Raw genomic sequence first — 22,542 nt, forward strand, 5'->3', positions numbered from 1 at the left:
ATTAAGCGATTGCTTCTTCTAGCTATACAGTTGTGTTTATGCTGCTACAGGGAAATTCATAAAGTTAATAGCATCTAGGGATATATAGAGTTTAACATTATCCCCATAACCGTTATTTACCTCAATAACTAGAACCAACTCTGGTGTGACAGTTGAGAGGATTCCTTCTATCAAATTATTATCGGTAGCTACTTCAACCAATGAACCAACACGATTGGCTAATTCGGCAGCGAAAGTTTCTTCAAACATCTAAATTCCTCCTCCCTTACAATTCATTGACTAGTTCAATGTTTTCCATACGGACTAGTGTCTGTGCTCCAGTTGCTTCAACCAATGCGATATAATCGTTTCTTACGGCAATCAATGTGCCTGTTACGCCACCAAAAGGGGTCGTAACTTCTACTTGTTCATTTACTAAATTTAACAAAACGTCTCTCATAGTTGTGGGAGAACCAGGTACGTCTGGTACGTCTGGTACGTCTGTTTCCTCTTCCCTTGAACCAAAATCTAAATTTAACCCTCCATCGGCGCTAAATCCTGGTAAATCAATAGAAAAATTTTTACTTAGTCCACTAGTATCATTTGTCATATTTTGGGATAATTGGTTAACCAAATTTAGTAAATTATTCCTTTGGGCGTTTGTTAGATTTGCCAATTTCATACTTCCTTTCATTATATTATTTTCATAGAGACTGGGATAATCAGGTAAGAGCTAACGTTAAAATGTGAGATGAGATATACGAATAGAAAATATATCTCATCTTATTACATTTCCTGAATTCCCTTCTCTTTAAAGAATGTCTAGGCTAACAACAATTGCAACGAGAACCTGGATTAATAATTGGATATTAACGATTACGTCCGTATTCACTGTGCTGATCTCAACATTCTGTGATTGTTCTATAATTGTTTTTTGATGATTTACTTGTCTTGTTCTGGCAATTTGTCTAAGGTCTTGAGTGACCCCCTCGGATTCATCACCACTACCGATGCTAATATTAATGATAGCTTCGATAGCTGCTTGAATACCAACTTGTAAGGAAACAGCTGCTTGTGTATCCGTACTTGTAACATCGACTCCCTCGGAATCCTTGATAATAATCCATTCATTTGATATTTGCTGCTCCGATACGGACTGTCCTCCATCTTGAATGGCAGCCGCATCACTTTGTACATTTCTAACATCATCGCAGTGGTCTAAAGCACGCCATTTTGTAGTATTACTCAAATCTAGTCACCTCTTTCATTTTTATTTACCGCATTTTTAACGGGTAGTGGGGGAGAACCAATCCCCCACGGAATGAAGTTTTCTTTTATAAAACATCAATCATAACTACCAATGCGATTAGTAATTGCAGAAGAGCTTGAACATTGACTGCTAAGTCGGTGTCTGTCGTCGATATATTAATATCTTTGGAGTTATAGATGAAAATTTTCTGCTTATTTACTTGTTCCGCATTAAAATACTCTACGAGCTCTTGTGATACAGCTTCCCCCTGGTTAGAATCAGCAACTGTAAGATTAATAACTAACGTGATAGCCAACTGTAAACCTGCTTGAAGGGAGACTCCAACTTGTGTGTCTGTTGTATCGACTTTGATGTTGCAAGATTCTTTTACCCAAATCATTTCAGCGGACTCTTGCTCCATAAAAGAATATTGATCTGCTTCTTGAACAACTGTTGCGTCTTGGTTACTAGTAAATGTTTCATATTGATTCAATGGTCTACTAGACGGACTGGCATGATCGTGATCATGATGGTGCTGTTTCTTGCACGTTTCGCAGTCTGTACTGCATTTATTGCAGTCTCTTACTTTAAAATCATGACAACATTCCTTCTGTCCTTCATAGTAAAGGGTAAGGTATCTATTGGGATAATTAGTTTTGGATGGTTTATATGACGCCATATTAATGAACACTCCTTTCTTTCGTTATACAATAATCTATGGATTTAACTATTATAAGACTGTACACATTAACTAGAATCGCTACTTTTTCCAAAAATAAAGAAAACACCTATTAGATAGGTGTTTTCTTTAATAGACCTTTATTCACTTGATTGATTCGTATTTTTCTGTTTTTCACTGAATTGTTCAACCTGTGTTTTTAAATCGTCGACCATCTCTTTAAGCATTTGTTTCTGTTCATCTGAGATATTTTTTTTAACTTGTTCAGGTTTAACACCATTCTTTCTAAATATATCATCAACCATTAGTTGCACTACCTTTTCTGGGACTGCCTTCTGTTTAGATGAATCGTCCATATTTATTTCACCTGCCTTCTTCAACTATTTATTTTATATTATGGTGCGTAACATAATTTGATTGTGTTGTTGTCTATGAAAATTACAAGATTTGGGTATTTGATATATTCTCATTTAATAGGAATATTGGTTATAAGCTTTAGAAAATTAGCACCTGGCACTTCAAATAGACCACAAGGTTGTTAAGTGGCAGGGATTCAGGAAGTTAGATCTGAAATTGCATGCAAGTGCGTGTCATTTTTACCGGACTTTTTGAACAACCTCTGCAAACACTTTTTACAAAAGGTAATTGCTTTACGGTAGTGGTTTAGATATAATATTTCCGTGTTAAACGTTTTCGAATAACCTTGAAGAAAAAGGTTAGTTTAGAGATAAGGAGGAAGATTACAACGATGAATAAAGAAGACACATCTAAGAAAAAAATTGAATTTCCTCACGTATTTGTTATTTTATTTTGTATTATTTTGATTGCATCCGTTTTTACTTATTTTATACCAGCAGGAGAATACGAAAGAGAGACAACCGAAGATGGCGTGGAAACGGTCGTTGACGGTACATATGGTGAAGTAGAATCTGAACCGATTGGTTTTTTTGAGATATTTCAATCCATTCATGCGGGGATGGTTGAAGGTGCAGAAATTATTTTCTTCATCTTTATTGTTGGTGGGGCATTCGGAATTATGAATGCAACCAATGCTTTAACGAGTGCGTTTGGTTCCTTATCGAGGAAGTTGGCTGGGAAGGAATTGTTTTTAATTCCGATAACGATGACAGCCTTCGCGATAGGCGGAGCAACTTTTGGTATGGCTGAAGAAACCATTCCTTTTATCATCATATTGATACCAATCGCTATGATGGTTGGTTTTGATTCCATGGTAGGAACGGCGATGGTGCTTATCGGTGTATATGCCGGTTTTACGGCAGCGTTTATGAACCCATTTACAGTAGGAGTAGCACAAGGAATTGCTGGTTTACCAACCTTTTCAGGGATGGGAATCAGGGCTGTTTTTTTTGTTGTTTTTCTATCTGTAAGTATTTTGTATGTTATGAGGTATGCAAGAAAAGTTAAAAAAGATCCTTTAAAAAGTATGGTTTATGAAGAGGATCAGCGAAGAGACGTCAAACAAAGTTTAGCTGATCAAGCCGCTATGACAAAGAGACAGGGGGCCATTATTGGTGTTTTGATTTTAACGATAATTGGTCTGGCACTAGGTGTTACCATCGAAGGCTGGTATATGAGAGAAATTGCAGGATTATTTTTCTTAATGGGTATTGTCATCGGGCTTATCGCTAAAATGAGAGTGAATGAAATTGCGACATCATTTCTGAAAGGGTGCGAAGAACTGGTCTTAGGAGCTCTTGTAGTTGGTTTTGCTTATGGGATTTTAGTTGTACTGGAAGACACAAATACCATCGACACCATTTTATACGGAATATCTTCACTAGTTTCCGGATTGCCGACAGGATTAACAGCTATGGGGATGCTCGTGACCCAAAGCCTATTAAACTTTGTAGTACCTTCTGGAAGTGGGCAGGCTGCGCTTAGTATGCCAATTATGGCTCCACTTGGAGATTTGGTAGGTGTTGACAGGCAGACAGCTGTATTAGCCTTCCAATTTGGTGATGGTATTTCCAATATCTTAACACCAACGGCTGGTGTTCTGATGGCTGCGTTAGCCCTTGCTAAAATATCATGGGTTAAGTGGGTGAAATGGGTTTGGCCATTAATTGTAATTTGGTATGTGTTGGGAGCAATATTTGTAACTGTTGTTCATATGTTCATTTGGTAGGAGGAGAATATGTTGGAACATTTATATAGTAAATTACAGGAAATATATCCTGAATTAGTGGAATTTCGGAGAGATCTTCACATGTATCCAGAACTTTCACATCAGGAAGTAAATACGCCAGAAAAAATTGCTGCTTATTTAAAGAATTTAGGAGTAGAAGTGAGAACGGGAGTAGGTGAAAGAGGTGTAGTCGGAACGCTAAAAGGTGGGAAGCCTGGCAAAACGATAGCCTTACGTGCAGACTTTGATGCGCTCCCTATTCAGGAAGAGAATGATCTAGCGTATAAGTCACGGATTCCTGGAGTTATGCATGCTTGTGGTCACGATGTGCATACGGCAACCCTGCTTGGTGTAGCAAAAGTTTTAACGGGAGTGAAAGCGGAAATTCCAGGGACAGTCGTGTTCATCCATCAATTTGGCGAAGAAGCAACACCTGGTGGAGCAAAGTTGATGATCGAGGATGGATGTCTGGATGGTGTTGATGTTATCTATGGTGCGCATGTCATGGCTTCAGAAGAATTTGGCACAGTTAAGGTGAAAGAAGGGTATAACTCCACAGCACAGGATGACTTCTTTATTAAAATTCATGGAAAGGGTGGACATGGCTCTGAACCGCATCAGACGGTGGACCCGTTAGTAACAGGCAGTCAATTAGTTGTGAACCTGCAGCAAATTGTTAGTCGAAGGGTGAGCCCACAGCGTTCTGCCGCTGTGACAGTCGGTTCTTTTATTAGTGGTGATGCGACCAATGTTATTCCTGACACTGCAGTCATTAAAGGGACAGTACGTACGTTTGATGAGGATTCTCGGGCTATTATAGAAAAAGCTATGGAACAAATTGTGAAATCCACCTGTGAAGCGGCTGGTGCTACGGTTGAATACGAGTATGTAAAAGATTGCCCATCGATTTGGAACGATCCTGTAACAGCAAAAAATGTGCAAGAAAAAGCCGCTGTACTAGTTGGTGAAGAAAATTTGAATCGCATTGATCCAATGATGGGAAGTGAGGATTTCGCATTCTATCAAAAGGAAATACCAGGTGTATATTTCACAGTAGGTGGCAGAAACTCGGAGATTGACGCTACGTATCCGCATCATCACCCAAGGTTTAATGTAGATGAACGAGCAATGATTAATATTGGAAAGATGTTTTTAAGTATTGTGATGGAGTAAGTAGATATAGCTAATAGTTACTTGTCAAAGAGAAAAGGCGGTATTGTATTATGACCACATCCCTTCCTTTACAAGATACTCCAAGTTTAAAGCCAGTCACTCCTCGTGTTTTATCGATTCGTGACTGGCTTATTTGTTAGTTCTTATTTATGGCTAGGGCTGTTTGCTGAGATAGAAACGGTCATAACCGTATGACTGGAACCTGCTTCAACAGTTGTCTGAAAAACTTGCTCTAACCCATTAAATATTGAAATGGCTTCTCCATTGAGGTGAGTAGAGTAATGTGCTGATGAGACAGTAACATGCTCTTTCATTGCTTCAATTTGGTCATAGATAATGTCCATATAATTTCCACCACCTAGTGGGTAAAGTGAAAATTTTGCTGCAACAGGTTGTTTGGTATTTTTTATCTGATCACGGTTAACAGGACTTTCATCTTCTGACATATAAACATCTCCTGAAGAATCACCAGGACATCCTAATGAATAGGTGGCTTGGAATGCAATATGCTCTCCTGTTTTTGCTGCATGTGTGAAGATTGCTTTTGTCACGTCAAATACGTGAATAAGTTTTCCACGTACAGTGGTCGTTACGTCGTCTGTATTCATCCAAACTTTAGATGTGTCTACTTCATTTAAGGCACCTTCGATAATTTGGATAAAATTGTCACTCATTGGGTGAAGCGAAAAGCTAACTCCTGCAATGTTACTATCGTTACAAGATTGATTCGTCATATGAAACGCTCCTTTTTCGCAATGGTCGTGGCCCCAAGTTAAAATCAGAAATAAAAAAACTGCACTCTCAGAGGAATGCAGTCGGTTTGTATGGTTTGTCATATAAAGTTAATTATACCCAAAGTTCGACTACACTTCCCCACGCTGGTATTATCCAGTTCGGGTAAGAGGGTCAGAACCATGCAGTTCTTCTCAGCCATATATAGCTCCCCTAGTGCCACTATTGCTTATTTAGTTTATATGTCTATTTTAACATAGATGGTTTTATTGTTAAAGCCATGATCACTAGACTTGTTTCATAACTTTATGTTTTTTTACCAATTAGAATATCCAGGTCAACGGTTATTTCAGCAGAGTCCTTTTCTAAAAATGAATTTACTTGCTCGTTTGTAGCTGCCCATGATAAAGGCGTCATTTGAACGAGTGCCTGAATAAATGGGTTATCTAGATTCACGGTATAGCGTAGCCTTGAGTGATCTACAAAATGGAAATTCTCATTAAAACGTTTAACAGTTTCAGCATTCGTATAACGCTGTTTTTCTGGATCATCAAAAAGACCCTCTCTTAATTCTTTTAAGTAATCACTTTGAGGGACTACCTTTACGACTAACCCATTCGTATTTAAAAGTCTATTGAATTCTTCATAATTTGAAGGTGATAAGATATTAAGAATAACATCAAAAGTACCGTTTTGAAACGGTGTGTTTGTTAGATCAGCAACGGACCAGATTTTATCTGAATAGTTCTTGGCAGCTGTCAAAATACCTTCTTTCGAAATATCAATACCTACTCCCATGACTTCCTTTTTAAAATCAGAGCTCAGCCTATCACAGATGGTACTAAGATGTGAGCCTTCTCCGCAACCGGTATCGAGCACAGCTATTTCATCTTTTTTATTTCCACTGTGTTCATTTATCACAGTGGAAATAAACTGAATTAGAGGGTCAAAAAAGTCAGCTTCTGTCATAAGCTTTCTTCGAGCTTCGAAAAGCTCCCTACTATATTTTGTTTTCATTTGGTTTGTTGCTAAGTTGAGATATCCTTGCTTGGTAAAATCAAATGTATGATTACGTGAGCAGGTTAAACTTTTTGATTCAGAAACCTTCATAGATGAACCACAGGTAGGGCACTTAAATATGGATTCAAAATGACGTACATAGATTGCACTCTTTACTCGTTTATTTATTTTATTCAAAAAAGCCACCTCATTTATTTGCGTTATTTAACTATGGGAATAATGTACACCGTTATCTTTCTTATAAATATAACATAAGTGTCCACCTATTCCGTCGATCATTCAACAGATAATTAATTGCACAATCTTAAGTAAGCATAAAATAAAACCTCATTTAGTAAGGATAGACGTACAGGACATGCTAGTATGGAATGGCAGAGGAAAGGAAACGTCCCGTGAAAAACGTCAAACGCAAAAAAGATTTCTTTTTCACGAAAATCCTGTTTAGTCGATCTACCAGTTAAACGATGCCTAACCGTATGATTAAAAACAAGTGTAAAAGGTAATTGTAATAAAGAGGTGATAAAATGCTGACAGAATCTGTAATACGTATTATCTTGTCCGTCATAATTCTAATCATTATGATCGTCATTTTAACTCGTTTTAGAGCAGGTAAATCTCAAGCTCCTCCAAGAGATTCGCTTCATGTTTTGAAAAAAAGACTCGAAAAAGGGGAGATAACGCAAGAGGAATATGATGAAGCAAAGAAAAAACGCGGAAAGTAAATATGTACGGAATTATATTTCGTCATTTCCCGGGAAATAGTGATAAAATATCTCTACTAAATTAACAAGCTGCCGAGATACTCGACAGCTTGAAAACTTTTAGGCTTATTATTTTGCGAATCAAGTTAGTTTTTAGTGAAATTTAAAACCAAGCCGCACCTACGATTATGAGGAGAATAAATAGTACGACGATTAACGCAAATCCACCGCCGCCAGCACCGGCACCAGGTGCGCCATATCCGTGCCCGCAGGCACCAGCACCATATCCAGCTCCGTAGCCGCCATATCCAAACATAGAAACACTCCTAACATTATTTTTTATTTAACTCAGTTCTTAATATCCGTAACCACCGAAAGAAGCACCAACAATAATTAATAGGATAAACAATACTACGACAAAGGCGAAGCCTCCACCATAGCCTGCTCCTGCAACAGCTCCACTCATTAATAAAACACCTCCATATGTTCATTTGTTAGTAATATATGTAGATGATTCAATTAGTGATATGGACACTATCCCAAATTTGGCGCCTTGGAATTAAAAAATGGAAAATATGTTTGAAGTATTCTCTAGAATAATTTTTCACCAATAACTAATGCAATTGTCCATTACGATAATACAGGAAGTACATATACTGTCGTATGCTTCATAAAGATACGGGGGTGAATGAATGTCAGCTGGACATTATTATGGACTATGCCAACAATATAGAGGAAGAGCTGTTGAAATTAAAACGCGTACTGGAGTAACTCATAGAGGGGTTATTTGTCACGTTGATGAGCATAATGTATATTTGCAGCCACTTGGTCGTCAAGGTGGCTTTGGTGGTTTTGGCTATGGAGGCTTCGGCGGCATCGGTTATGGTGGACCCGGAGGATTCGGGGGCTACGGCGGCTTTGCTGGACCAGGCTATGGCGGCGGTTTAGGAATGGGCGTTGCGTTAGGATCCATTGGTACGTTGGCCTTACTTCCATTGGTAGGATTTATTTAAGGCTTAAAAATAAAGAACAGACGGGTATTTTTCGTCTGTTCTTATCTCTTTATAATCACTCCGTTTTTATTTGTGCGATTTTAGACGTAGGAAAAGAAAGTAAATCCTTACTCAACGTATTATTTTCGTCTATATACTTTTTAACTAAATAATAGCCAACACTATAACCTACCATTTTTGGATAAAACCGTAATCCGTACAATATTTCTTGATGTTTTCTCTCCTGATTGTGTACATCTTTTTTCGGTAGAATTAAATGATTAAATAACTTTTTGAGTTCTTCATTTGAATAATACGCAGTCCAATTAGCAAGGTATTCTTCTCCAAATTTTTCACGTACAGCATTCTCCGCTAATCCTTCCAGAATGATTGTGTCTAGCAATACGTAATCCTTTTCACTTTTTTTAAATTTGGACAAGCGGCATATATGATTATACTCATGTGCGAATAATGCTCGTATTTCTTCTTCCTTATTTTCATTGGAAATAAATAAAAATAGCTTATTTTTGAAAGCTAGCCCGGATTTACCATTAAAATCTTGTTTAAGTTTTCTGTTGCTCGTATCAGATGGAAAAATGAAAATGGGGATATTTGGTCCTGACCACAGTTTTCTTAGTTTTTGACTTTCATCTTGCACGATATGCCAAACCTTCTTTTCTTTTAAATGATCGACTATCTCATTGTTTCCGTTTCTGGATGGCTGCCGGTACATTCCATGGGAAAGTAAGTAATTATATATTTCGGAAGCTGATGCACCATCAAAATATTTCTCCAAATTTTCACATATATCTATCGGCTTATCATAAGAGTCCATTAACCATTTATCTGTTCTAATAACACCCATCGTAACACCCCTATTTACACATCTCGTCTGATAAAGTATGCATTTTACTAACAATTGTTACTAATGGTTGATACTCACTAGAAAATTTTTGTGAAACAGGACAAAAACCTTCTCATAAAACGTTATTCTGAATACGATGTAGCAGACCGTTAAATAGGAGGTGTAATGTTTATGTTTCCTGCAAGACCAAGACGACCAATGCCACCATTTCAATCACGTCCACCTGGACCACCTTTTCAATTTGGCCCACCTCAAAGACCACCTCAAAGGCCACCTCAAAGGCCACCTCAAAGGCCACCTCAAGGGCAACAGCCAAACAAACCAAGTTTAAAGTCTCAATTTCAAACACCTGAAGGACGGTGGGATTTTGAGAAAATATCATCAACTGCCCAACAAATGCACGGGATATACAACCAGGTAAGTCCGATGATTACGCAAGTGGGTCCAATGGTTTCCAAATTTTTTACAAGGTAAATAATAGGAATCTCTTGATTTGAAAGTAACGTAATGACAGGGCTCGTTATTTATCCTTCCATTTCTAAATATCCAAGCTTGTAGGAGGGTAATTCTTTTTACAAGCTTGGAATTAAATATAGTAATGAACTATTTTATCCAAAAATCATAATGTATGGTAGTTACTTTCTAGTCCTGTGCTTTTTACCAGTCGCACCGCCGGCATTAGCACGTACTGGGGCTGGGACTGCGCTTACTCGTCCCACCGAAGACATTTGCGATTACTCGCCCCAACACAAACATTAAGCAATGAGGGGTAGGTTATAGAAGGGGGAAGGGGCACTAAATTGAAACATTCATATCTCGATTTTTTGGCATTATTTGGGGTTGGGGGTGCACATCCTGGGGGACTTAAGCTTACAAAAGCTATATTAGCGACAGAAAATTTAGATGAAAAGAAGTCCGTTCTTGATGTTGGTTGTGGAACCGGTCAAACCTCTGCATATATTCAGGAACAGTATCAATGTACGGTTACGTCATTAGATTCCAACAAGATAATGGTGGATAAGGCAAGACAGCGGTTCTTATCCTTACAATTACCAGTGGAAGTTATAGAGGGGAGCGCTGAGGCCCTCCCTTTTAATGAATCCGTATTTGATATGGTTCTTTCTGAATCCGTAGCATCATTTACAGATGCATCTTTAACTATTCCAGCGTTCAAAAGGATGCTCAAATCAGATGGTGTGTTGATTGTAGTGGAGATGGTACTTGAAAAGCCACTTATTGAAAAAGAAATGAAACCAATTGTTGATTTTTACGGTGTTCATCAGTTATTAACGGAATCCCAATGGTATGACAGATTCAAAAGAGTAGGTTTCACTCATATAGATATCCAGAAAGTTACGTTAGGAGATGGGGGAGAGGATCTGGAAAATGCTCCAGACTTTTCTGTATCTGAAAATATAGACGATGCATACTTTGAGATTCTCGAAAAACATGAACACTTAACGAAATTTTATAAGGATATATTAGGTTTTCGCATTTTTAAATGTTATTAGTGCCCTGATAAATATCATGTGAAGTCTTGTCACTTGTTCCAGATATCATTCAAAAGGGTGGTGAAAGGTTAATGACTATTAGAGTAGCTACTTATAGTGAAACACAAAAAATTTTAAAGTATGCTCCTGCTGTATTAAAAGAAGCTACGGTGGGTTATTATGAACCAAGGCGAGATATAGCGCGGCAATTAGCGTCCTCCTTTTTAATTGGTGGTGGGTATTATATTGTTTATACCGAAAATAATGTTATTCAGGGTTGGGTTGGTGTAGGAGAGATCTTTGATAATTATTCCAGTGAAAAGATCGGTTTTATTCCAGAAATTTATGTTATGCCAAATGATAGAAAAAAGGGAATAGCAGATAAATTATGTAAAGAAGTATTTAGAAAACTGAAAGAAAGTGGACATAAAAAAGTACAATTAAATGTGTTCTCAGGGAATCATGCAAAAGATCTTTATCACAAACTTGGGTTTCAAGATATATCCACAATAATGGAGAAAGGTTTAGATGGCGATGACCTTTAACTTTTGTCTAAACAGATGTTGTATACGGATGTAAATTGTGATTTTTTGATATAATATTAATTGAAGTAAGAGGTAAGTGATATATTATGTCAGAGGTGACCCTATTGAATAAAGTTCTTTTAGTAGATGATGAACAACGGATGCTAGATTTATTGGGACTGTACTTGAAGCCATATAATTATACGTATAAAAAAGCCCTGGGATCCAAAGAAGCCTTATCTTACATGGAACAGGAATCTTTTCAGCTTGTTTTACTTGATATTATGATGCCAGATTTAGATGGTTGGGAACTTTGCCGAAAGATTAGAAGAATTTCGGATGTCCCTATTATTATGATAACTGGTCGCGACCAACCAGGTGATATCATTAAAGGACTGCGATTAGGTGCTGACGATTATATGATTAAGCCATTTCATAAGGATGAATTATTAGCCAGAATGGAAGCATTGTTACGCAGGAGAAATCCTAGGAATCCTAATCAAGTATTTGCGAGGGAACAATTAATTGATTTGGTATGGGGATACACTTCCGTTACGGATGAAAGAACAGTAGATTCCCACGTGAGGAATATGCGAGGGAAAATTAGAGATGCAGGATTTCCAATCGATAAGCATCTAAAAACAGTTTGGGGGGTAGGATATAAATGGATGAATGCTTAACGTTTTTTCGTTTTGATTAAGTGCGAAACGAAAAAAGAGCTATTGCAGGGAACAGCTCTTTCAGAATAGATTATTCTACGATCAATGTAGTTACCATGTCATCATGTCCTTCACCACATGGGATATTACAATATATGGTGTATTTACCAGGTTCATCTGCTGTAAATGTTGTCTCGCCCTCACCATCAAGATGTACATCAAGTTCATCGATGGAAATTCCGTGCATACCTTCTTCATTCGTGAGCGTTAGACTAATTTCTTCACCAGCTGGTACTGTGACGTCTTCGCCTAAGTCAAAGTTAGTTGCAGTTATATTAACTTCATTGGCGGCATCTCCTGCTCCTGCATCTTCACCACTCGCCGGTTCACTGCTATCGCCACCACCGCAGGCTGCAAGAATCAAAACCAGGCCTAAAAATAAAGTTGCTAATAGACTTTTTTTCATAAATAAGTCCCCCTAAATGATATTTAATTACCTTTACAATAATGATTATAGAGATTAAATATGCAGTTTTTATGGAGAACTTAAGGCAAATCTATGAACAATAATGCACAAGCTAAATTATGAATCTTTTAATGAAGCTTTTTTCTAAAAGATTGTGACTGTGGTTACTTGTCCCACTGAAAAGAATTGTTGTTTTGATACAAAATCTATAAAAGACGACATAGTTTGAAATTAAGGTTGATGCTTTTTACCCGCTACGGAAATACACTACGCTTTCCGCGGGTGACCCGTGAGCCTTCTCGAACTCCGTTCTGCGGGGTCTCACTTTGGCCACTGTTCCCGCAGGAGTCTCCGTGTATTTCCTTCGCTGGTATTGTTCATTGTAACTTTTTAGAAAACTTCGGCAGCATTATATCCCATGAAAAAATCGGTGTTTGTATTTTTGAGGAGTCTCGCGTCTTCCGCGGCTTCTAACCGTTTTCTTCATGTGAGAAGAACTAATCAAAAACGTTAATTTCATGGGCTACAACAAATCGATAACCAGAATGCCTCAGATCAGCGAAGGCAGAATACGTAGACTCCTGTGGGAACAATGGTTTTCGGTGGGGCGAGCATTTACGCGCAGCCCCAGCACGTGACCGAAGACCCCGCAGCGGCGATCTTCCGCGAGGAGGCTGAGGCCGTGCCCACGGAAAGCGGAGTATTCTGCCGTAGCGAATCCAAGCACCAACCATCATTAGAACGAGAGGCAGCGTCACGAAAGAGAATTGTCACTGCGTCGTCTTTTATATCAACTCCGAAAATGTAAAAACAACAATACTTACAAAAAGAGCCTGTAATAGATGACGATTCCTTATCAAGATGTAAACCTCGATAAGGGACCTTCGCTTTTTAAAAGTTAAATTTAACTTCTGTATTTTCCTGGTCTTCTACGCCTTTCATATAATCAATTCTACGCTGTGCGGATGCTTGGGTTACTTGCTCATCCGCATGGTACGAGGAGCGTACAAACGGGCCGGCTTCACAATGGCGAAATCCCATTTCTAATGCAATTTGTTTTAGTTCTTCAAACTCATCTGGATGGTAATAACGCTCGACCGGTAAGTGTTTTTTTGTTGGTTGTAAATATTGACCGATTGTTACAATGTCTACATCGTGAGCTAATAAATCATCCATTGCTTGAATTAGTTCTTCCTTTGTTTCACCAAGCCCAACCATAATGCTTGATTTCGTAGGTGTATCTGGAGCGATCTCTTTCACACGCTGTAAAAGCTGTAATGAACGGTCATACATCGCTATTGCTCTAACTTTTTTTGTCAAACGCCGTACGGTTTCAATGTTGTGGTTAAATATGTCTGGTCCGCTATCCATTAGTGTATGCAGACTCTCATAATCGCCCTTCATATCAGAAGGTAAGATTTCAATGGTGGATCCAGGATTTTGGGTGCGAATTTGTCGGACTGTTTCAGCAAAAACTGCTGCACCGCCATCTTTCAAGTCATCGCGTGCAACTGCTGTAATCACCGTATGCTTTAACCCCATAATGGCAACAGATTCAGCAACTCGTTTCGGTTCTCCCCAGTCGAGTTCATTTGGCAATCCTGTTTTCACTGCACAAAAGCGGCAACCACGCGTACATGTATCGCCTAAAATCATAAATGTAGCCGTTTGTCGTTCGCTCCAGCACTCATAGATATTTGGGCATCGTGCTTCTTCACAAACGGTATTTAATTTCTTGTCCCGCATCAGGTGCTTAAGCTCTCTGTATGATTCATTGGTGTTAATCTTCGTCTTCAGCCATTTCGGTTTACGTATATACGTTGCTTGTTCTGCCACTTATAACACGCTCCTTCGATTTATTATTCCATAACGATGAATCATATTTTGTATTCGCTAAATGGTATACTTCTTCCCACTGGCTTTTCGATAGCTCTATGGGGTTTAGCTCAATATCTAACCCTGTTCGAAAACCTTCTTTGAAAGCTACTGTCATCATGTCATACGTATGCTTTTGGTTCGTTAGCTGATCAATGGTAATAGCCTTTTTTTCAAAGGATTCACGCTTTCGTTGTTTTATCGCTTCAGAAGGGAAAAGGAACATGTCAAATAACATCTCTGCGTCAATACTCATAGGAATGGAACCATGTTGCAGAAGGACACCTTTTTTCCTTGTTTGTGCGTTACCAGAGATTTTCTTGCCATCAACGACCATTTCATAAGATGCTGGCTTTTCAAAGCAGATAGCTGTTCTGTCCTTATTCCTTTTCTTTTCCGGTATGGCATAATCGGCTTGGATACCTAAATTTTTATACCCCTCCAGAACACCTTTTGATAACACATAGTAGGCTTCTTTTACCGACTTTGGAAGGGAAGGGTCCTGTTCAGAAATGACAAGACTATATGTAAGTTCATTGTCATGTAATACAGCACTTCCTCCAGTTAGCCGACGGACGTATTGACAACCGTGTTTCTCCAGAGCATTAAAATCAATCGATTTCTCTGCCTTTTGAAAATGGCCAACGGTTAAACTGGGTACTTTCCATCCATAAAGCCGTAATGTGGGTGGAATTTCTCCTTTGCTATGCCAATTTAATAAAGCTTCATCCAATGCCATATTAACTGCTGCATTGTGGAACCCGGTATTCAAAAAACCCCATTCTTTTTCCAAAAAATCACCTCCGATTATAAAAAAAATTTTTATAAACAAGCTAGAAATTAACGTAATGAGCCCTTAGGGGGAATTCGTCTAATATTGTATACTGTTCCGATTGAAATACATGGTTTTAATGTTAAAAAAAACAGACTACATCCCTTAAGAAATGCAGTCTGTTTGTATGTTTATTCCTAAACATATATGAATATACAAAAAAACGCACATCCCCACGCTAGTATTATCTATTTCGGGTACAAAGGGTCAGAACTATTCAGTTCTTCTCAGCTACTTTTACAGCACCCCTAGTGCTCATCGTTATATACAATTTCTATACTTAGCGTATAGGAAATACTTCCAATTGTAAAGGAAATAACTGTTTATTTTGTTTTGTTGAACAAAGGGAATTGGCTGAAAACGAGGCTAAGTCGTATTTCTTTTCCTCTAAAGAATTAATGGTTGATTTCAAGCTTTAAACTCCCATGTATCAAGTCTTTAATTTCATCGGTTTTTCCTTTGTGTAATAAATCTACAATCTTGCTTCCAACGATCACACCATCACAATAGGAACTGAGATCACGGGCTTGTTGGATATCTGAGACCCCGAATCCTGCCAAGACAGGGACGGAACTGTGCTCCTTCAGCATCTGCAGGTAATCTTCTACCATTGCGTCATGTACCGTGCGAGCTCCCGTTGTTCCCGTAACAGAAACAGCATAGAGGAACCCTTCCGATCGTTTTGCTAGTTCGACCAAACGCTCTTTCGGACTTGTCATTGCTGCAAGTCGAATAAAAGCAATCGAATTTTCCTGTAAGTGTCCAGCTAGAATCGATTCCTCCTCTAACGGCAAGTCGGGAATAATCACACCGTCAACACCGGATTCCCTGCAATCAACAGCAAATTTTTCTGTACCATATGCTACGATCGGATTTAAATACGTCATTAAGATAATAGGAACAGAACGATTTTCTTTAAAATCCTGCAATTTCTTGAGTATGGACATAAGTGTTGTTCCATTTTCCAATGCGCGAATCCCTGCTTCCTGAATGGTTGGGCCGTCTGCAACTGGATCGGAAAAGGGGATGCCAAGCTCAATTGCTGCCACACCACATTCCTGTAAAAACTGAATCCGTTCTTCTAAACGATCGAGTCCACCATCACCAGCCATAATGTAAGGGACAAATAATTTCTCATTAGCTGCTTGTTTTTCCTGAAAGGATTGATCTATTTTTGATTTCCCCATATTATTTTTCCTCCAATCTGTCTTTTACTTGTTCAACATCTTTATCACCACGGCCGGACAAGCAAATGACCAATGTCTGATCTTGTTTCATTTCTTCAGCGAATTTCATGGCATAAGCCACGGCATGTGCGCTTTCTAGTGCTGGGATAATTCCTTCTGATTTGGATAATTCCTGTAATGCATTTAATGCTACTTCATCTGTTATCGATGTGTATGTCACACGATCTGTTTGGTGTAAATGACTATGCTCAGGGCCAACACCTGGATAGTCGAGACCTGCTGAAATGGAGAACGCCTCTTTAATTTGGCCATCGTTGTCCTGTAATAAATGGCTTAATGTCCCATGTAATATACCTGTCGTACCATGAGATAATGTAGCAGCATGGTTACCAGTTTCCAAACCTTCCCCACCAGCCTCAACACCGAATAGCTTTACATTTTGGTCCTGAATAAATGGATAAAACATTCCCATCGCATTACTGCCCCCACCCACACAGGCAACAATGGCATTCGGTAACGCGCTCGTCTGATCAACAATTTGTTTTTTTGTTTCCTCGCCAATCACAGATTGAAAGTCACGAACTATTTTTGGAAAAGGATGTGGGCCAACGACGGAACCTATAATATAGTGGGTGTCATTCACATGACTTACCCAGTAGCGTAAGGCTTCGTTGACTGCATCTTTTAAGGTTCCACTGCCATGCGAAACACTTCGGACTTCAGCTCCTAATAATTCCATTCGAAAAACATTCAATTTCTGGCGACGAATGTCCTCCTCACCCATAAAAACGACACAATCGAGATCCAGTAGTGCACAGACTGTGGCGGTCGCTACCCCGTGCTGTCCTGCACCTGTTTCAGCGACCACTTTTTTCTTCCCCATTCTTCGTGTTAGAAGGGCTTGGCCGACTGTGTTATTAATTTTGTGTGCACCGGTATGGTTTAAGTCCTCGCGCTTTAAATAAATTTGCGGTCCACCTATTTTTTTCGAAAGTTTTTCAGCATAGTAAAGCGGTGTTTCACGACCTACATACTGTTTAAGGTAATAATTTAGTTCGTCAATAAATTCAGGATCATTCTTTGCCTCGTCATATGCTTTTTCCAACTCAATTACGGCCGGCATTAATAATTCCGGGACAAACCGCCCGCCGAAATCACCGTATTTTCCTGTTTTGTCAGGCATTGTGTATGTTGTCAATTGACTCATCCTTTCGTGTGCTTTTTGCTAATCGGATAAAATTCATGATCTTTTTAGGATCCTTTTCGCCGTTTGTTTCGACGCCGCTAGAAACATCAACGCAGCCAGGGTTAACTTGCTTCCTTGCCTGTTGGATGTTTTCAGGTGTTAACCCACCAGCTAACATAATTTTTGCTCGATCAATGGATAGATTGCGCGTTACATCCCAGTCAAATACAGTTCCGTTGCCTCCGCGGTTTTTCCCAAAAGGACTATCGAGAAGATAAAAATCACTCGGATACGTATGCATTGCTGAAAAATGTTCAGGCTCGGCTGGAAATGCTTTAATAATTTTGAATGGAAGCTGTTCAGCCAATTCTGGAGTCTCATCCCCGTGAAGCTGAATGAAATCTAAACCAACAAGTGTTGCGATCTCCGTCATTGTCTCGATTGTTTCATTTACAAAAACACCAACTTTTTTAACGGAAGGGGGGATCGACTGAGCAATGGTAGCAGCATCTTCGGCTGTGATTTCGCGTTTACTTGGTGCAAAAACAAATCCGATAAAGTCAGCGCCAGCATTTACTGCGGTCTGAGCTGCCTCTTCTGTTTTAATCCCACAAATTTTCACCAGCACGTTCTATCTCACCCCTTTTTCAGGGGTTGGTACCTTTAGATCCTGAAAGGTTTCTGTTAGATTATCCGCACGCATCAATGTTTCACCAACTAGAATGGCATCTGCACCAGCTTCGCTGACACGTATTACATCTTGTTTTGTTTTAATCCCACTTTCACTGACAAGGATTGTATTCGGATTTGTTACCATAGATGCTAAATTATTGGTTGTCATCAGATCAACTTCAAATGTTTTTAAATTTCGATTATTTATTCCGATAATCTCTGGATTCACCTCAAGTGCCCGTTCCATTTCTTCTTCATTATGCACTTCACAAAGTACCTCTAAATCTTGGCTTAATGCATAACGATAAAGTTTTTTAAAATTTTCATCCGATAAGGCGGCAACAATTAATAAAATAATGGTGGCACCAGATGCCTTAGCCTGATCAATCTGAACCGGGTCAATCATAAAATCCTTGCATAAAATCGGTAAATCAACTGCTTGCCGAATCGCGCGTAAGTCATCCATCGACCCATTAAAGAAAGGTTTATCGGTCAATATAGAAATGGCAGCAGCACCTGAAGCTTCGTACTTTTTCGCTTGTTCTACTGGGTTGACTCCCATATTAATTTCTCCTTTGGATGGGGAGGAACGTTTTATTTCAGAAATAACGTTTATCTTGTCTGATGCTGCTACCTTTTCCTTGAAGGTTGTTGGTCTGTTAAATGAGACTTGATCAAACGTTTGATTAAGAAGCAGAGAAACCTCTTTTTCTTTTTCCGCTAAAATTTTATCTAAAATGGTCACTTACATCACCTCACTTGGAATTTTTCTACTGTACTCAATTAAATATTGTAACCTTTCCATGGCAGCACCTGATTCAATACTTTCTCTTGCTAATTCTATCCCAGCCTTAATCGTTTCCGCACTTCCATTGGCGTACAGTCCCAAACCTGCATTCAAAAGAACCGTATCATAATAAGCGTCTTTTTGACCGTTTAGTACGTTTTGTAAAATCGTTGCGTTATCTATCGCGTCGCCACCGCGAATTTGCTCATTTGGATAGGTTGGCAATCCTACCTCTTCAGGATGTAGGGTGAAGGTAGTTATGTTTCCTTGGTCAAGAAGGGAAATTTTGTTATCACCTGCTAATGATGCCTCATCCATTTCTCCTGCACCGTTTATCACAATAGCACGGCGTCTGCCTAATTTACGCAATGCCTCTGCTAGCATCTGAACCATGTCTGGACGATAGACACCAAGTAACTGGGAATCAAGGGAAACCGGGTTTGTTAATGGTCCGATCGCATTAAAAATGGTTGGCAGTCCCAGCTCTTGACGAACCTTTGAAAAAGGCTTCAACGCAGCATGAACATGTGGTGCAAATAAAAAGGCGATCTTATTCTCATGTAGCATTTCTTCTACATGATCATTCGTGAATGACAGGGAAACACCTAAATGCTCGAGCACGTCTGCACTACCAGTTTTACTGGATATGCTGCGGTTGCCGTGCTTGGCAACTGGTATACCTGCACCGGCTATGACAAATGCTGAAGTTGTACTGATATTGAAGCTATAGGATTTATCACCGCCAGTGCCACAATTATCCATCGCATTTGGTATATGCGCCGTGTTAAAAGAAGACCTGGAACGAATCACCTCTACAATTCCCGCAATTTCATCCGCCGTTTCTCCTTTTACTTGTAAAGCAGTTAAAAAGGAAGCAATTTCAGAATCGGTGATGGTATCCGTGAAACAATGATTGGCTGCATCCTTCATTTCCGCCACCGTTAGGTCTTCCTGATTAATCAATTTTTCAAGATAGTTTTTCATTTTGCCTCGATCTCCTTTCCCATTTCCTGTACGAAATTTTGAATGATATGCTTTCCTGTATCCGTGCCAATCGATTCCGGATGGAACTGCACCCCGTATACTGGGTAATCACGATGTTGGATGGCCATTACTTCATTATCTTCGAGTGACGAAGCAACAACTTCCAACTGTGCTGGAACTGATTTTCTATCAACTACGAAAGAGTGATAACGCATTACCTCCAGTGGATCAGGTAGGTTATGAAATGGCCCAGAAGTGTTATGTGTGATCAGCGATGTTTTCCCGTGTTTGATTTGTTTTGCTTTCGTTAATTTGGCTCCTAATGCTTCGGCAATAATTTGCTGGCCTAAACATATTCCAAGGATCGGTATCTTTTTATGAAAATGTCTAACCATATCTACACAAATTCCAGACTCTTCAGGTAGACCAGGTCCTGGGGAAATTATGATAGCCTCCGGATTTAAGGCTTCAATCTCTGCCAGTGTAATTTGATCATTACGGGCTACGTTGATTTCGTTATGCACCTCTGAAAAGTACTGGTAAACGTTGTATGTGAACGAATCATAATTATCCATTAACAAGATCAATATTATTCACCTCCATTAATGACTTTGCTTTTTGTAATGTCTCTGCAAATTCCTTTTCAGGTACGGAATCATAAACGATACCAGCACCGGTTTGTAAATAGGCTTGGTTTTTTTTGATGACAAGTGACCTGATGGCAAGGGCTATATTGACATCGTGATTGAAACTGATATAGCCAATTCCCCCTGCATAGGCACCACGCTTTTTTTCTTCCAAGTCGTTAATAATTTGCATTGCCCTAATCTTGGGCGCACCTGAAACGGTACCAGCTGGTAAACAAGCAATTAGTGCATCAATACTGGTGAAATTGGAATTCAATTTTCCTTTAACTTCAGAAACGATATGCATAACGTGCTGATATTTCTCTATGGTCATATAGGTTGGAAGACTGATGCTGCTAATTTCACAAACACGACCCAGATCATTTCTGCTTAAATCCACTAGCATCCGGTGCTCAGCAATTTCTTTTTCATCTGCAAGTAGATCCGCCATCAGTGCCTCGTCTTCGTCCGCTGTTTTTCCGCGGGCTCGGGTACCAGCAATCGGATTTGTAACAACCTCATCGCCAGTCGTCTGTATGAGGCTTTCCGGCGATGCCCCCAACACGAGATAATCGTCAAAGTCGATATAGAACATGTAGGGGGAAGGGTTTGCTTTTCTAAGCTTTCGGTAAAAGGAAAAAGGATCGCCATCAATTGTCGCTTTCATCCGCTGTGATAAAACAACTTGAAAAATATCCCCCTGATGAATATGTTTCTTAGCTATCTCCACTTTTTCTTTAAATTGTTCTTCTGTACTATCAGGTTGAAACTGTACATTGCTAAGGTCACCTTCTGTAGTATCTACTGGTGTTGTAAGCATCCTTTGTAGATGCGCTAACCGATGATCCAGTTGGGACTGGGCCTGGTGATCTGGATTCATGGCAATTAAATAGACAACTTCTTTCGTGTGATCAAAAACAATCACATTTTTATAAATCATGAAATGAATGTCCGGCATGTTTAACTCATCTGGTAAGGTCTCACCTATATTTTCAAATTCCCGGATCGCATCATAGCCGATATATCCAATAGCGCCACCATGAAAAGGGAGTGGGAGATCTGTATCAATTTTTGGTAACTGTTCTTGTAAATAGGGCAATGCAGATTGTGCGATTGTCTCGACAGTGCTTTCTTCATGTTTTACATCCGTTGTTATGTTCCCATGACCAATTATTTCTCGATATGGATCCGAACCAATAAATGAATACTTACCCTTTTTTTCATGTTGAAAAGAACTTTCCAGTAAAAACTTCTTCTTTCCATTTACCCTTTTGAAAATTTCAATTGGGGTTAATGTGTCCGCATTTTGTTTTATAAATTGATACGGAGTTGTCTTTACGCCAGTATTTTTCATCCGTTTCATTCCTTTCTTTACGATATAAAAAAAACCTCTATAAACACATATGTAAATGTGTTTATAGAGGACGATTGTGACCGCGGTGCCACCTCTGTTGAAAAGAAACTAAATCTTTTCATCTTATTCAGATACGGGAATCATTATAAATAAAGCCTTCCAGTGAGGATGGCTAGTGAAATGATCCGATATCCTATCCGTGTAACGGCGGAGCCCGTGTTTCCCTACTTTTCATTGTTCAGGAAACCTCTCATAAGTCCATTCAGCATTTGTCACGTACTGGAATTCCACCAACACCAGCTCTCTGTTACGTTACAAATAATGCTTACTACTCTTAATCCATGATTTTACTATTAAATTTTCG

The 22,542-nt window shown here is 39.1% G+C and carries 28 protein-coding genes, 2 riboswitches and 1 other annotated feature; of the genes, 8 read left to right on the plus strand and 20 right to left on the minus strand.

Going from position 1 to position 22,542, the window contains the following annotated elements:
* Positions 1-36 precede the first annotated feature (36 nt).
* The 5 genes from OLD84_RS03200 to OLD84_RS03220 form a co-directional block, all read right to left on the minus strand.
* Entirely contained in the window at positions 37-249 is a 213-nt protein-coding gene (locus OLD84_RS03200; RefSeq protein ID WP_209461684.1) for a hypothetical protein, read from the minus strand.
* A 16-nt stretch (positions 250-265) separates the two neighbouring features.
* The gene (locus OLD84_RS03205) at positions 266-655 is read right to left on the minus strand and encodes a DUF2642 domain-containing protein (protein WP_209461685.1); all 390 of its coding nucleotides are present in this window, start codon (positions 653-655) and stop codon (positions 266-268) included.
* A gap of 135 nt (positions 656-790) precedes the next feature.
* Positions 791-1,228 carry a spore coat protein gene (locus OLD84_RS03210; RefSeq protein ID WP_209461686.1) on the minus strand — a complete coding sequence of 146 codons (438 nt, stop codon included), beginning with the start codon at positions 1,226-1,228 and terminating at the stop codon, positions 791-793.
* Between the two features lie 85 nt (positions 1,229-1,313).
* The gene (locus OLD84_RS03215; RefSeq protein WP_209461687.1) at positions 1,314-1,907 is read right to left on the minus strand and encodes a spore coat protein; all 594 of its coding nucleotides are present in this window, start codon (positions 1,905-1,907) and stop codon (positions 1,314-1,316) included.
* A 140-nt stretch (positions 1,908-2,047) separates the two neighbouring features.
* Positions 2,048-2,263: a spore coat protein gene (locus tag OLD84_RS03220; protein ID WP_209461688.1), complete on the minus strand. Its 216-nt coding sequence runs from the start codon at positions 2,261-2,263 to the stop codon at positions 2,048-2,050.
* 392 nt (positions 2,264-2,655) lie between these two features.
* Between OLD84_RS03220 and OLD84_RS03225 the strand changes: the two genes are divergently transcribed.
* Both OLD84_RS03225 and OLD84_RS03230 read left to right on the plus strand, forming a co-directional pair.
* The gene (locus tag OLD84_RS03225) at positions 2,656-4,053 is read left to right on the plus strand and encodes a YfcC family protein (protein WP_209461689.1); all 1,398 of its coding nucleotides are present in this window, start codon (positions 2,656-2,658) and stop codon (positions 4,051-4,053) included.
* 9 nt (positions 4,054-4,062) lie between these two features.
* Complete coding sequence (locus OLD84_RS03230; RefSeq protein ID WP_209461690.1) at positions 4,063-5,226, plus strand: M20 metallopeptidase family protein; 1,164 nt, start codon at positions 4,063-4,065, stop codon at positions 5,224-5,226.
* 143 nt (positions 5,227-5,369) lie between these two features.
* On the opposite strand, the gene OLD84_RS03235 is transcribed toward OLD84_RS03230, so the two are convergent.
* Together OLD84_RS03235 and OLD84_RS03240 are read right to left on the minus strand one after the other, a co-directional pair.
* Positions 5,370-5,960 carry a YkoF family thiamine/hydroxymethylpyrimidine-binding protein gene (locus OLD84_RS03235; RefSeq protein WP_209461691.1) on the minus strand — a complete coding sequence of 197 codons (591 nt, stop codon included), beginning with the start codon at positions 5,958-5,960 and terminating at the stop codon, positions 5,370-5,372.
* A 119-nt stretch (positions 5,961-6,079) separates the two neighbouring features.
* A riboswitch (TPP riboswitch) is annotated at positions 6,080-6,183 on the minus strand.
* An 81-nt stretch (positions 6,184-6,264) separates the two neighbouring features.
* Entirely contained in the window at positions 6,265-7,155 is an 891-nt protein-coding gene (locus tag OLD84_RS03240) for a putative RNA methyltransferase (protein WP_245301447.1), read from the minus strand.
* Between the two features lie 347 nt (positions 7,156-7,502).
* On the opposite strand from OLD84_RS03240, the gene OLD84_RS03245 reads away from it, so the two are divergent.
* The gene (locus OLD84_RS03245) at positions 7,503-7,700 is read left to right on the plus strand and encodes an SHOCT domain-containing protein (RefSeq protein WP_209461692.1); all 198 of its coding nucleotides are present in this window, start codon (positions 7,503-7,505) and stop codon (positions 7,698-7,700) included.
* 142 nt (positions 7,701-7,842) lie between these two features.
* On the opposite strand, the gene OLD84_RS03250 is transcribed toward OLD84_RS03245, so the two are convergent.
* A complete protein-coding gene (locus tag OLD84_RS03250) occupies positions 7,843-7,995 on the minus strand; it encodes a YjcZ family sporulation protein (protein ID WP_209461693.1) in 153 nt (50 codons plus the stop codon).
* Positions 7,996-8,034: 39 nt separating this feature from the next.
* Positions 8,035-8,145 carry a YjcZ family sporulation protein gene (locus OLD84_RS03255; RefSeq protein WP_209461694.1) on the minus strand — a complete coding sequence of 37 codons (111 nt, stop codon included), beginning with the start codon at positions 8,143-8,145 and terminating at the stop codon, positions 8,035-8,037.
* A 226-nt stretch (positions 8,146-8,371) separates the two neighbouring features.
* Here OLD84_RS03255 and OLD84_RS03260 point away from each other — a divergent pair, with 226 nt between their 5' ends.
* Entirely contained in the window at positions 8,372-8,692 is a 321-nt protein-coding gene (locus OLD84_RS03260) for a hypothetical protein (protein WP_209461695.1), read from the plus strand.
* A gap of 55 nt (positions 8,693-8,747) precedes the next feature.
* On the opposite strand, the gene OLD84_RS03265 is transcribed toward OLD84_RS03260, so the two are convergent.
* Entirely contained in the window at positions 8,748-9,536 is a 789-nt protein-coding gene (locus OLD84_RS03265) for a DUF2268 domain-containing putative Zn-dependent protease (protein WP_209461696.1), read from the minus strand.
* A 198-nt stretch (positions 9,537-9,734) separates the two neighbouring features.
* On the opposite strand from OLD84_RS03265, the gene OLD84_RS19425 reads away from it, so the two are divergent.
* The 4 genes from OLD84_RS19425 to OLD84_RS03285 all read left to right on the plus strand — a co-directional run bounded on the left by OLD84_RS19425 (position 9,735) and on the right by OLD84_RS03285 (position 12,230).
* On the plus strand, positions 9,735-10,010 hold the full coding sequence (locus OLD84_RS19425) for a YppG family protein (protein ID WP_406724846.1): 276 nt from the start codon (positions 9,735-9,737) through the stop codon (positions 10,008-10,010).
* Positions 10,011-10,336: 326 nt separating this feature from the next.
* Complete coding sequence (locus OLD84_RS03275; protein WP_209461698.1) at positions 10,337-11,047, plus strand: class I SAM-dependent methyltransferase; 711 nt, start codon at positions 10,337-10,339, stop codon at positions 11,045-11,047.
* A gap of 71 nt (positions 11,048-11,118) precedes the next feature.
* A complete protein-coding gene (locus OLD84_RS03280; RefSeq protein WP_209461699.1) occupies positions 11,119-11,571 on the plus strand; it encodes a GNAT family N-acetyltransferase in 453 nt (150 codons plus the stop codon).
* A 104-nt stretch (positions 11,572-11,675) separates the two neighbouring features.
* A complete protein-coding gene (locus OLD84_RS03285) occupies positions 11,676-12,230 on the plus strand; it encodes a response regulator transcription factor (RefSeq protein WP_209461700.1) in 555 nt (184 codons plus the stop codon).
* Between the two features lie 70 nt (positions 12,231-12,300).
* Here OLD84_RS03285 and OLD84_RS03290 read toward each other — a convergent pair whose 3' ends face one another.
* The 10 genes from OLD84_RS03290 to trpE all read right to left on the minus strand — a co-directional run bounded on the left by OLD84_RS03290 (position 12,301) and on the right by trpE (position 22,178).
* Complete coding sequence (locus OLD84_RS03290; RefSeq protein ID WP_209461701.1) at positions 12,301-12,675, minus strand: cupredoxin domain-containing protein; 375 nt, start codon at positions 12,673-12,675, stop codon at positions 12,301-12,303.
* 891 nt (positions 12,676-13,566) lie between these two features.
* Positions 13,567-14,511 carry a lipoyl synthase gene (gene lipA / locus OLD84_RS03295; RefSeq protein WP_209461702.1) on the minus strand — a complete coding sequence of 315 codons (945 nt, stop codon included), beginning with the start codon at positions 14,509-14,511 and terminating at the stop codon, positions 13,567-13,569.
* Positions 14,483-15,343: a lipoate--protein ligase family protein gene (locus OLD84_RS03300; RefSeq protein WP_245301449.1), complete on the minus strand. Its 861-nt coding sequence runs from the start codon at positions 15,341-15,343 to the stop codon at positions 14,483-14,485. Before OLD84_RS03300 ends, lipA begins: the two co-directional genes overlap by 29 nt.
* Before the next feature lie 192 nt (positions 15,344-15,535).
* Positions 15,536-15,642: riboswitch (TPP riboswitch) on the minus strand.
* A 135-nt stretch (positions 15,643-15,777) separates the two neighbouring features.
* Complete coding sequence (trpA, locus tag OLD84_RS03305) at positions 15,778-16,569, minus strand: tryptophan synthase subunit alpha (protein WP_209461703.1); 792 nt, start codon at positions 16,567-16,569, stop codon at positions 15,778-15,780.
* Position 16,570: 1 nt separating this feature from the next.
* Entirely contained in the window at positions 16,571-17,767 is a 1,197-nt protein-coding gene (gene trpB, locus OLD84_RS03310) for a tryptophan synthase subunit beta (protein WP_209461704.1), read from the minus strand.
* Complete coding sequence (locus tag OLD84_RS03315; protein ID WP_264917272.1) at positions 17,745-18,383, minus strand: phosphoribosylanthranilate isomerase; 639 nt, start codon at positions 18,381-18,383, stop codon at positions 17,745-17,747. The genes trpB and OLD84_RS03315 overlap by 23 nt, the downstream gene beginning before the upstream one ends.
* A 3-nt stretch (positions 18,384-18,386) precedes the next feature.
* Positions 18,387-19,172, minus strand: coding sequence for an indole-3-glycerol phosphate synthase TrpC (trpC, locus tag OLD84_RS03320; RefSeq protein ID WP_264917273.1), 786 nt, complete (start codon positions 19,170-19,172; stop codon positions 18,387-18,389).
* Complete coding sequence (gene trpD / locus OLD84_RS03325) at positions 19,173-20,198, minus strand: anthranilate phosphoribosyltransferase (RefSeq protein ID WP_209461705.1); 1,026 nt, start codon at positions 20,196-20,198, stop codon at positions 19,173-19,175. It abuts the gene before it with no gap.
* A complete protein-coding gene (locus tag OLD84_RS03330; RefSeq protein ID WP_209461706.1) occupies positions 20,195-20,785 on the minus strand; it encodes an anthranilate synthase component II in 591 nt (196 codons plus the stop codon). The genes trpD and OLD84_RS03330 overlap by 4 nt, the downstream gene beginning before the upstream one ends.
* A complete protein-coding gene (gene trpE / locus OLD84_RS03335) occupies positions 20,766-22,178 on the minus strand; it encodes an anthranilate synthase component I (RefSeq protein WP_209461707.1) in 1,413 nt (470 codons plus the stop codon). The genes OLD84_RS03330 and trpE overlap by 20 nt, the downstream gene beginning before the upstream one ends.
* Positions 22,179-22,241: 63 nt before the next feature.
* Positions 22,242-22,529: a binding site (T-box leader), on the minus strand.
* Between the last annotated feature and the right edge of the window lie 13 nt (positions 22,530-22,542).

The organism is Virgibacillus natechei (assembly GCF_026013645.1).
Taxonomy (GTDB): domain Bacteria; phylum Bacillota; class Bacilli; order Bacillales; family Amphibacillaceae; genus Virgibacillus_L; species Virgibacillus_L natechei.

Coding starts and splice junctions, on each gene's coding strand:
- OLD84_RS03230 (WP_209461690.1), top strand. CDS start 4,063: ATGTTGGAACATTTATATAGTAAATTACAGGAAATATATCCTGAATTA.
- trpA (WP_209461703.1), bottom strand. CDS start 16,569: ATGGGGAAATCAAAAATAGATCAATCCTTTCAGGAAAAACAAGCAGCT.
- OLD84_RS03265 (WP_209461696.1), bottom strand. CDS start 9,536: ATGGGTGTTATTAGAACAGATAAATGGTTAATGGACTCTTATGATAAG.
- trpD (WP_209461705.1), bottom strand. CDS start 20,198: ATGAAAAACTATCTTGAAAAATTGATTAATCAGGAAGACCTAACGGTG.
- OLD84_RS03250 (WP_209461693.1), bottom strand. CDS start 7,995: ATGTTTGGATATGGCGGCTACGGAGCTGGATATGGTGCTGGTGCCTGC.
- OLD84_RS03280 (WP_209461699.1), top strand. CDS start 11,119: ATGACTATTAGAGTAGCTACTTATAGTGAAACACAAAAAATTTTAAAG.
- OLD84_RS03225 (WP_209461689.1), top strand. CDS start 2,656: ATGAATAAAGAAGACACATCTAAGAAAAAAATTGAATTTCCTCACGTA.
- OLD84_RS03290 (WP_209461701.1), bottom strand. CDS start 12,675: ATGAAAAAAAGTCTATTAGCAACTTTATTTTTAGGCCTGGTTTTGATT.
- OLD84_RS03235 (WP_209461691.1), bottom strand. CDS start 5,960: ATGACGAATCAATCTTGTAACGATAGTAACATTGCAGGAGTTAGCTTT.
- trpE (WP_209461707.1), bottom strand. CDS start 22,178: ATGAAAAATACTGGCGTAAAGACAACTCCGTATCAATTTATAAAACAA.
- OLD84_RS03200 (WP_209461684.1), bottom strand. CDS start 249: ATGTTTGAAGAAACTTTCGCTGCCGAATTAGCCAATCGTGTTGGTTCA.
- OLD84_RS03215 (WP_209461687.1), bottom strand. CDS start 1,907: ATGGCGTCATATAAACCATCCAAAACTAATTATCCCAATAGATACCTT.
- OLD84_RS03260 (WP_209461695.1), top strand. CDS start 8,372: ATGTCAGCTGGACATTATTATGGACTATGCCAACAATATAGAGGAAGA.
- OLD84_RS03255 (WP_209461694.1), bottom strand. CDS start 8,145: ATGAGTGGAGCTGTTGCAGGAGCAGGCTATGGTGGAGGCTTCGCCTTT.
- OLD84_RS03245 (WP_209461692.1), top strand. CDS start 7,503: ATGCTGACAGAATCTGTAATACGTATTATCTTGTCCGTCATAATTCTA.
- OLD84_RS19425 (WP_406724846.1), top strand. CDS start 9,735: ATGCCACCATTTCAATCACGTCCACCTGGACCACCTTTTCAATTTGGC.
- OLD84_RS03220 (WP_209461688.1), bottom strand. CDS start 2,263: ATGGACGATTCATCTAAACAGAAGGCAGTCCCAGAAAAGGTAGTGCAA.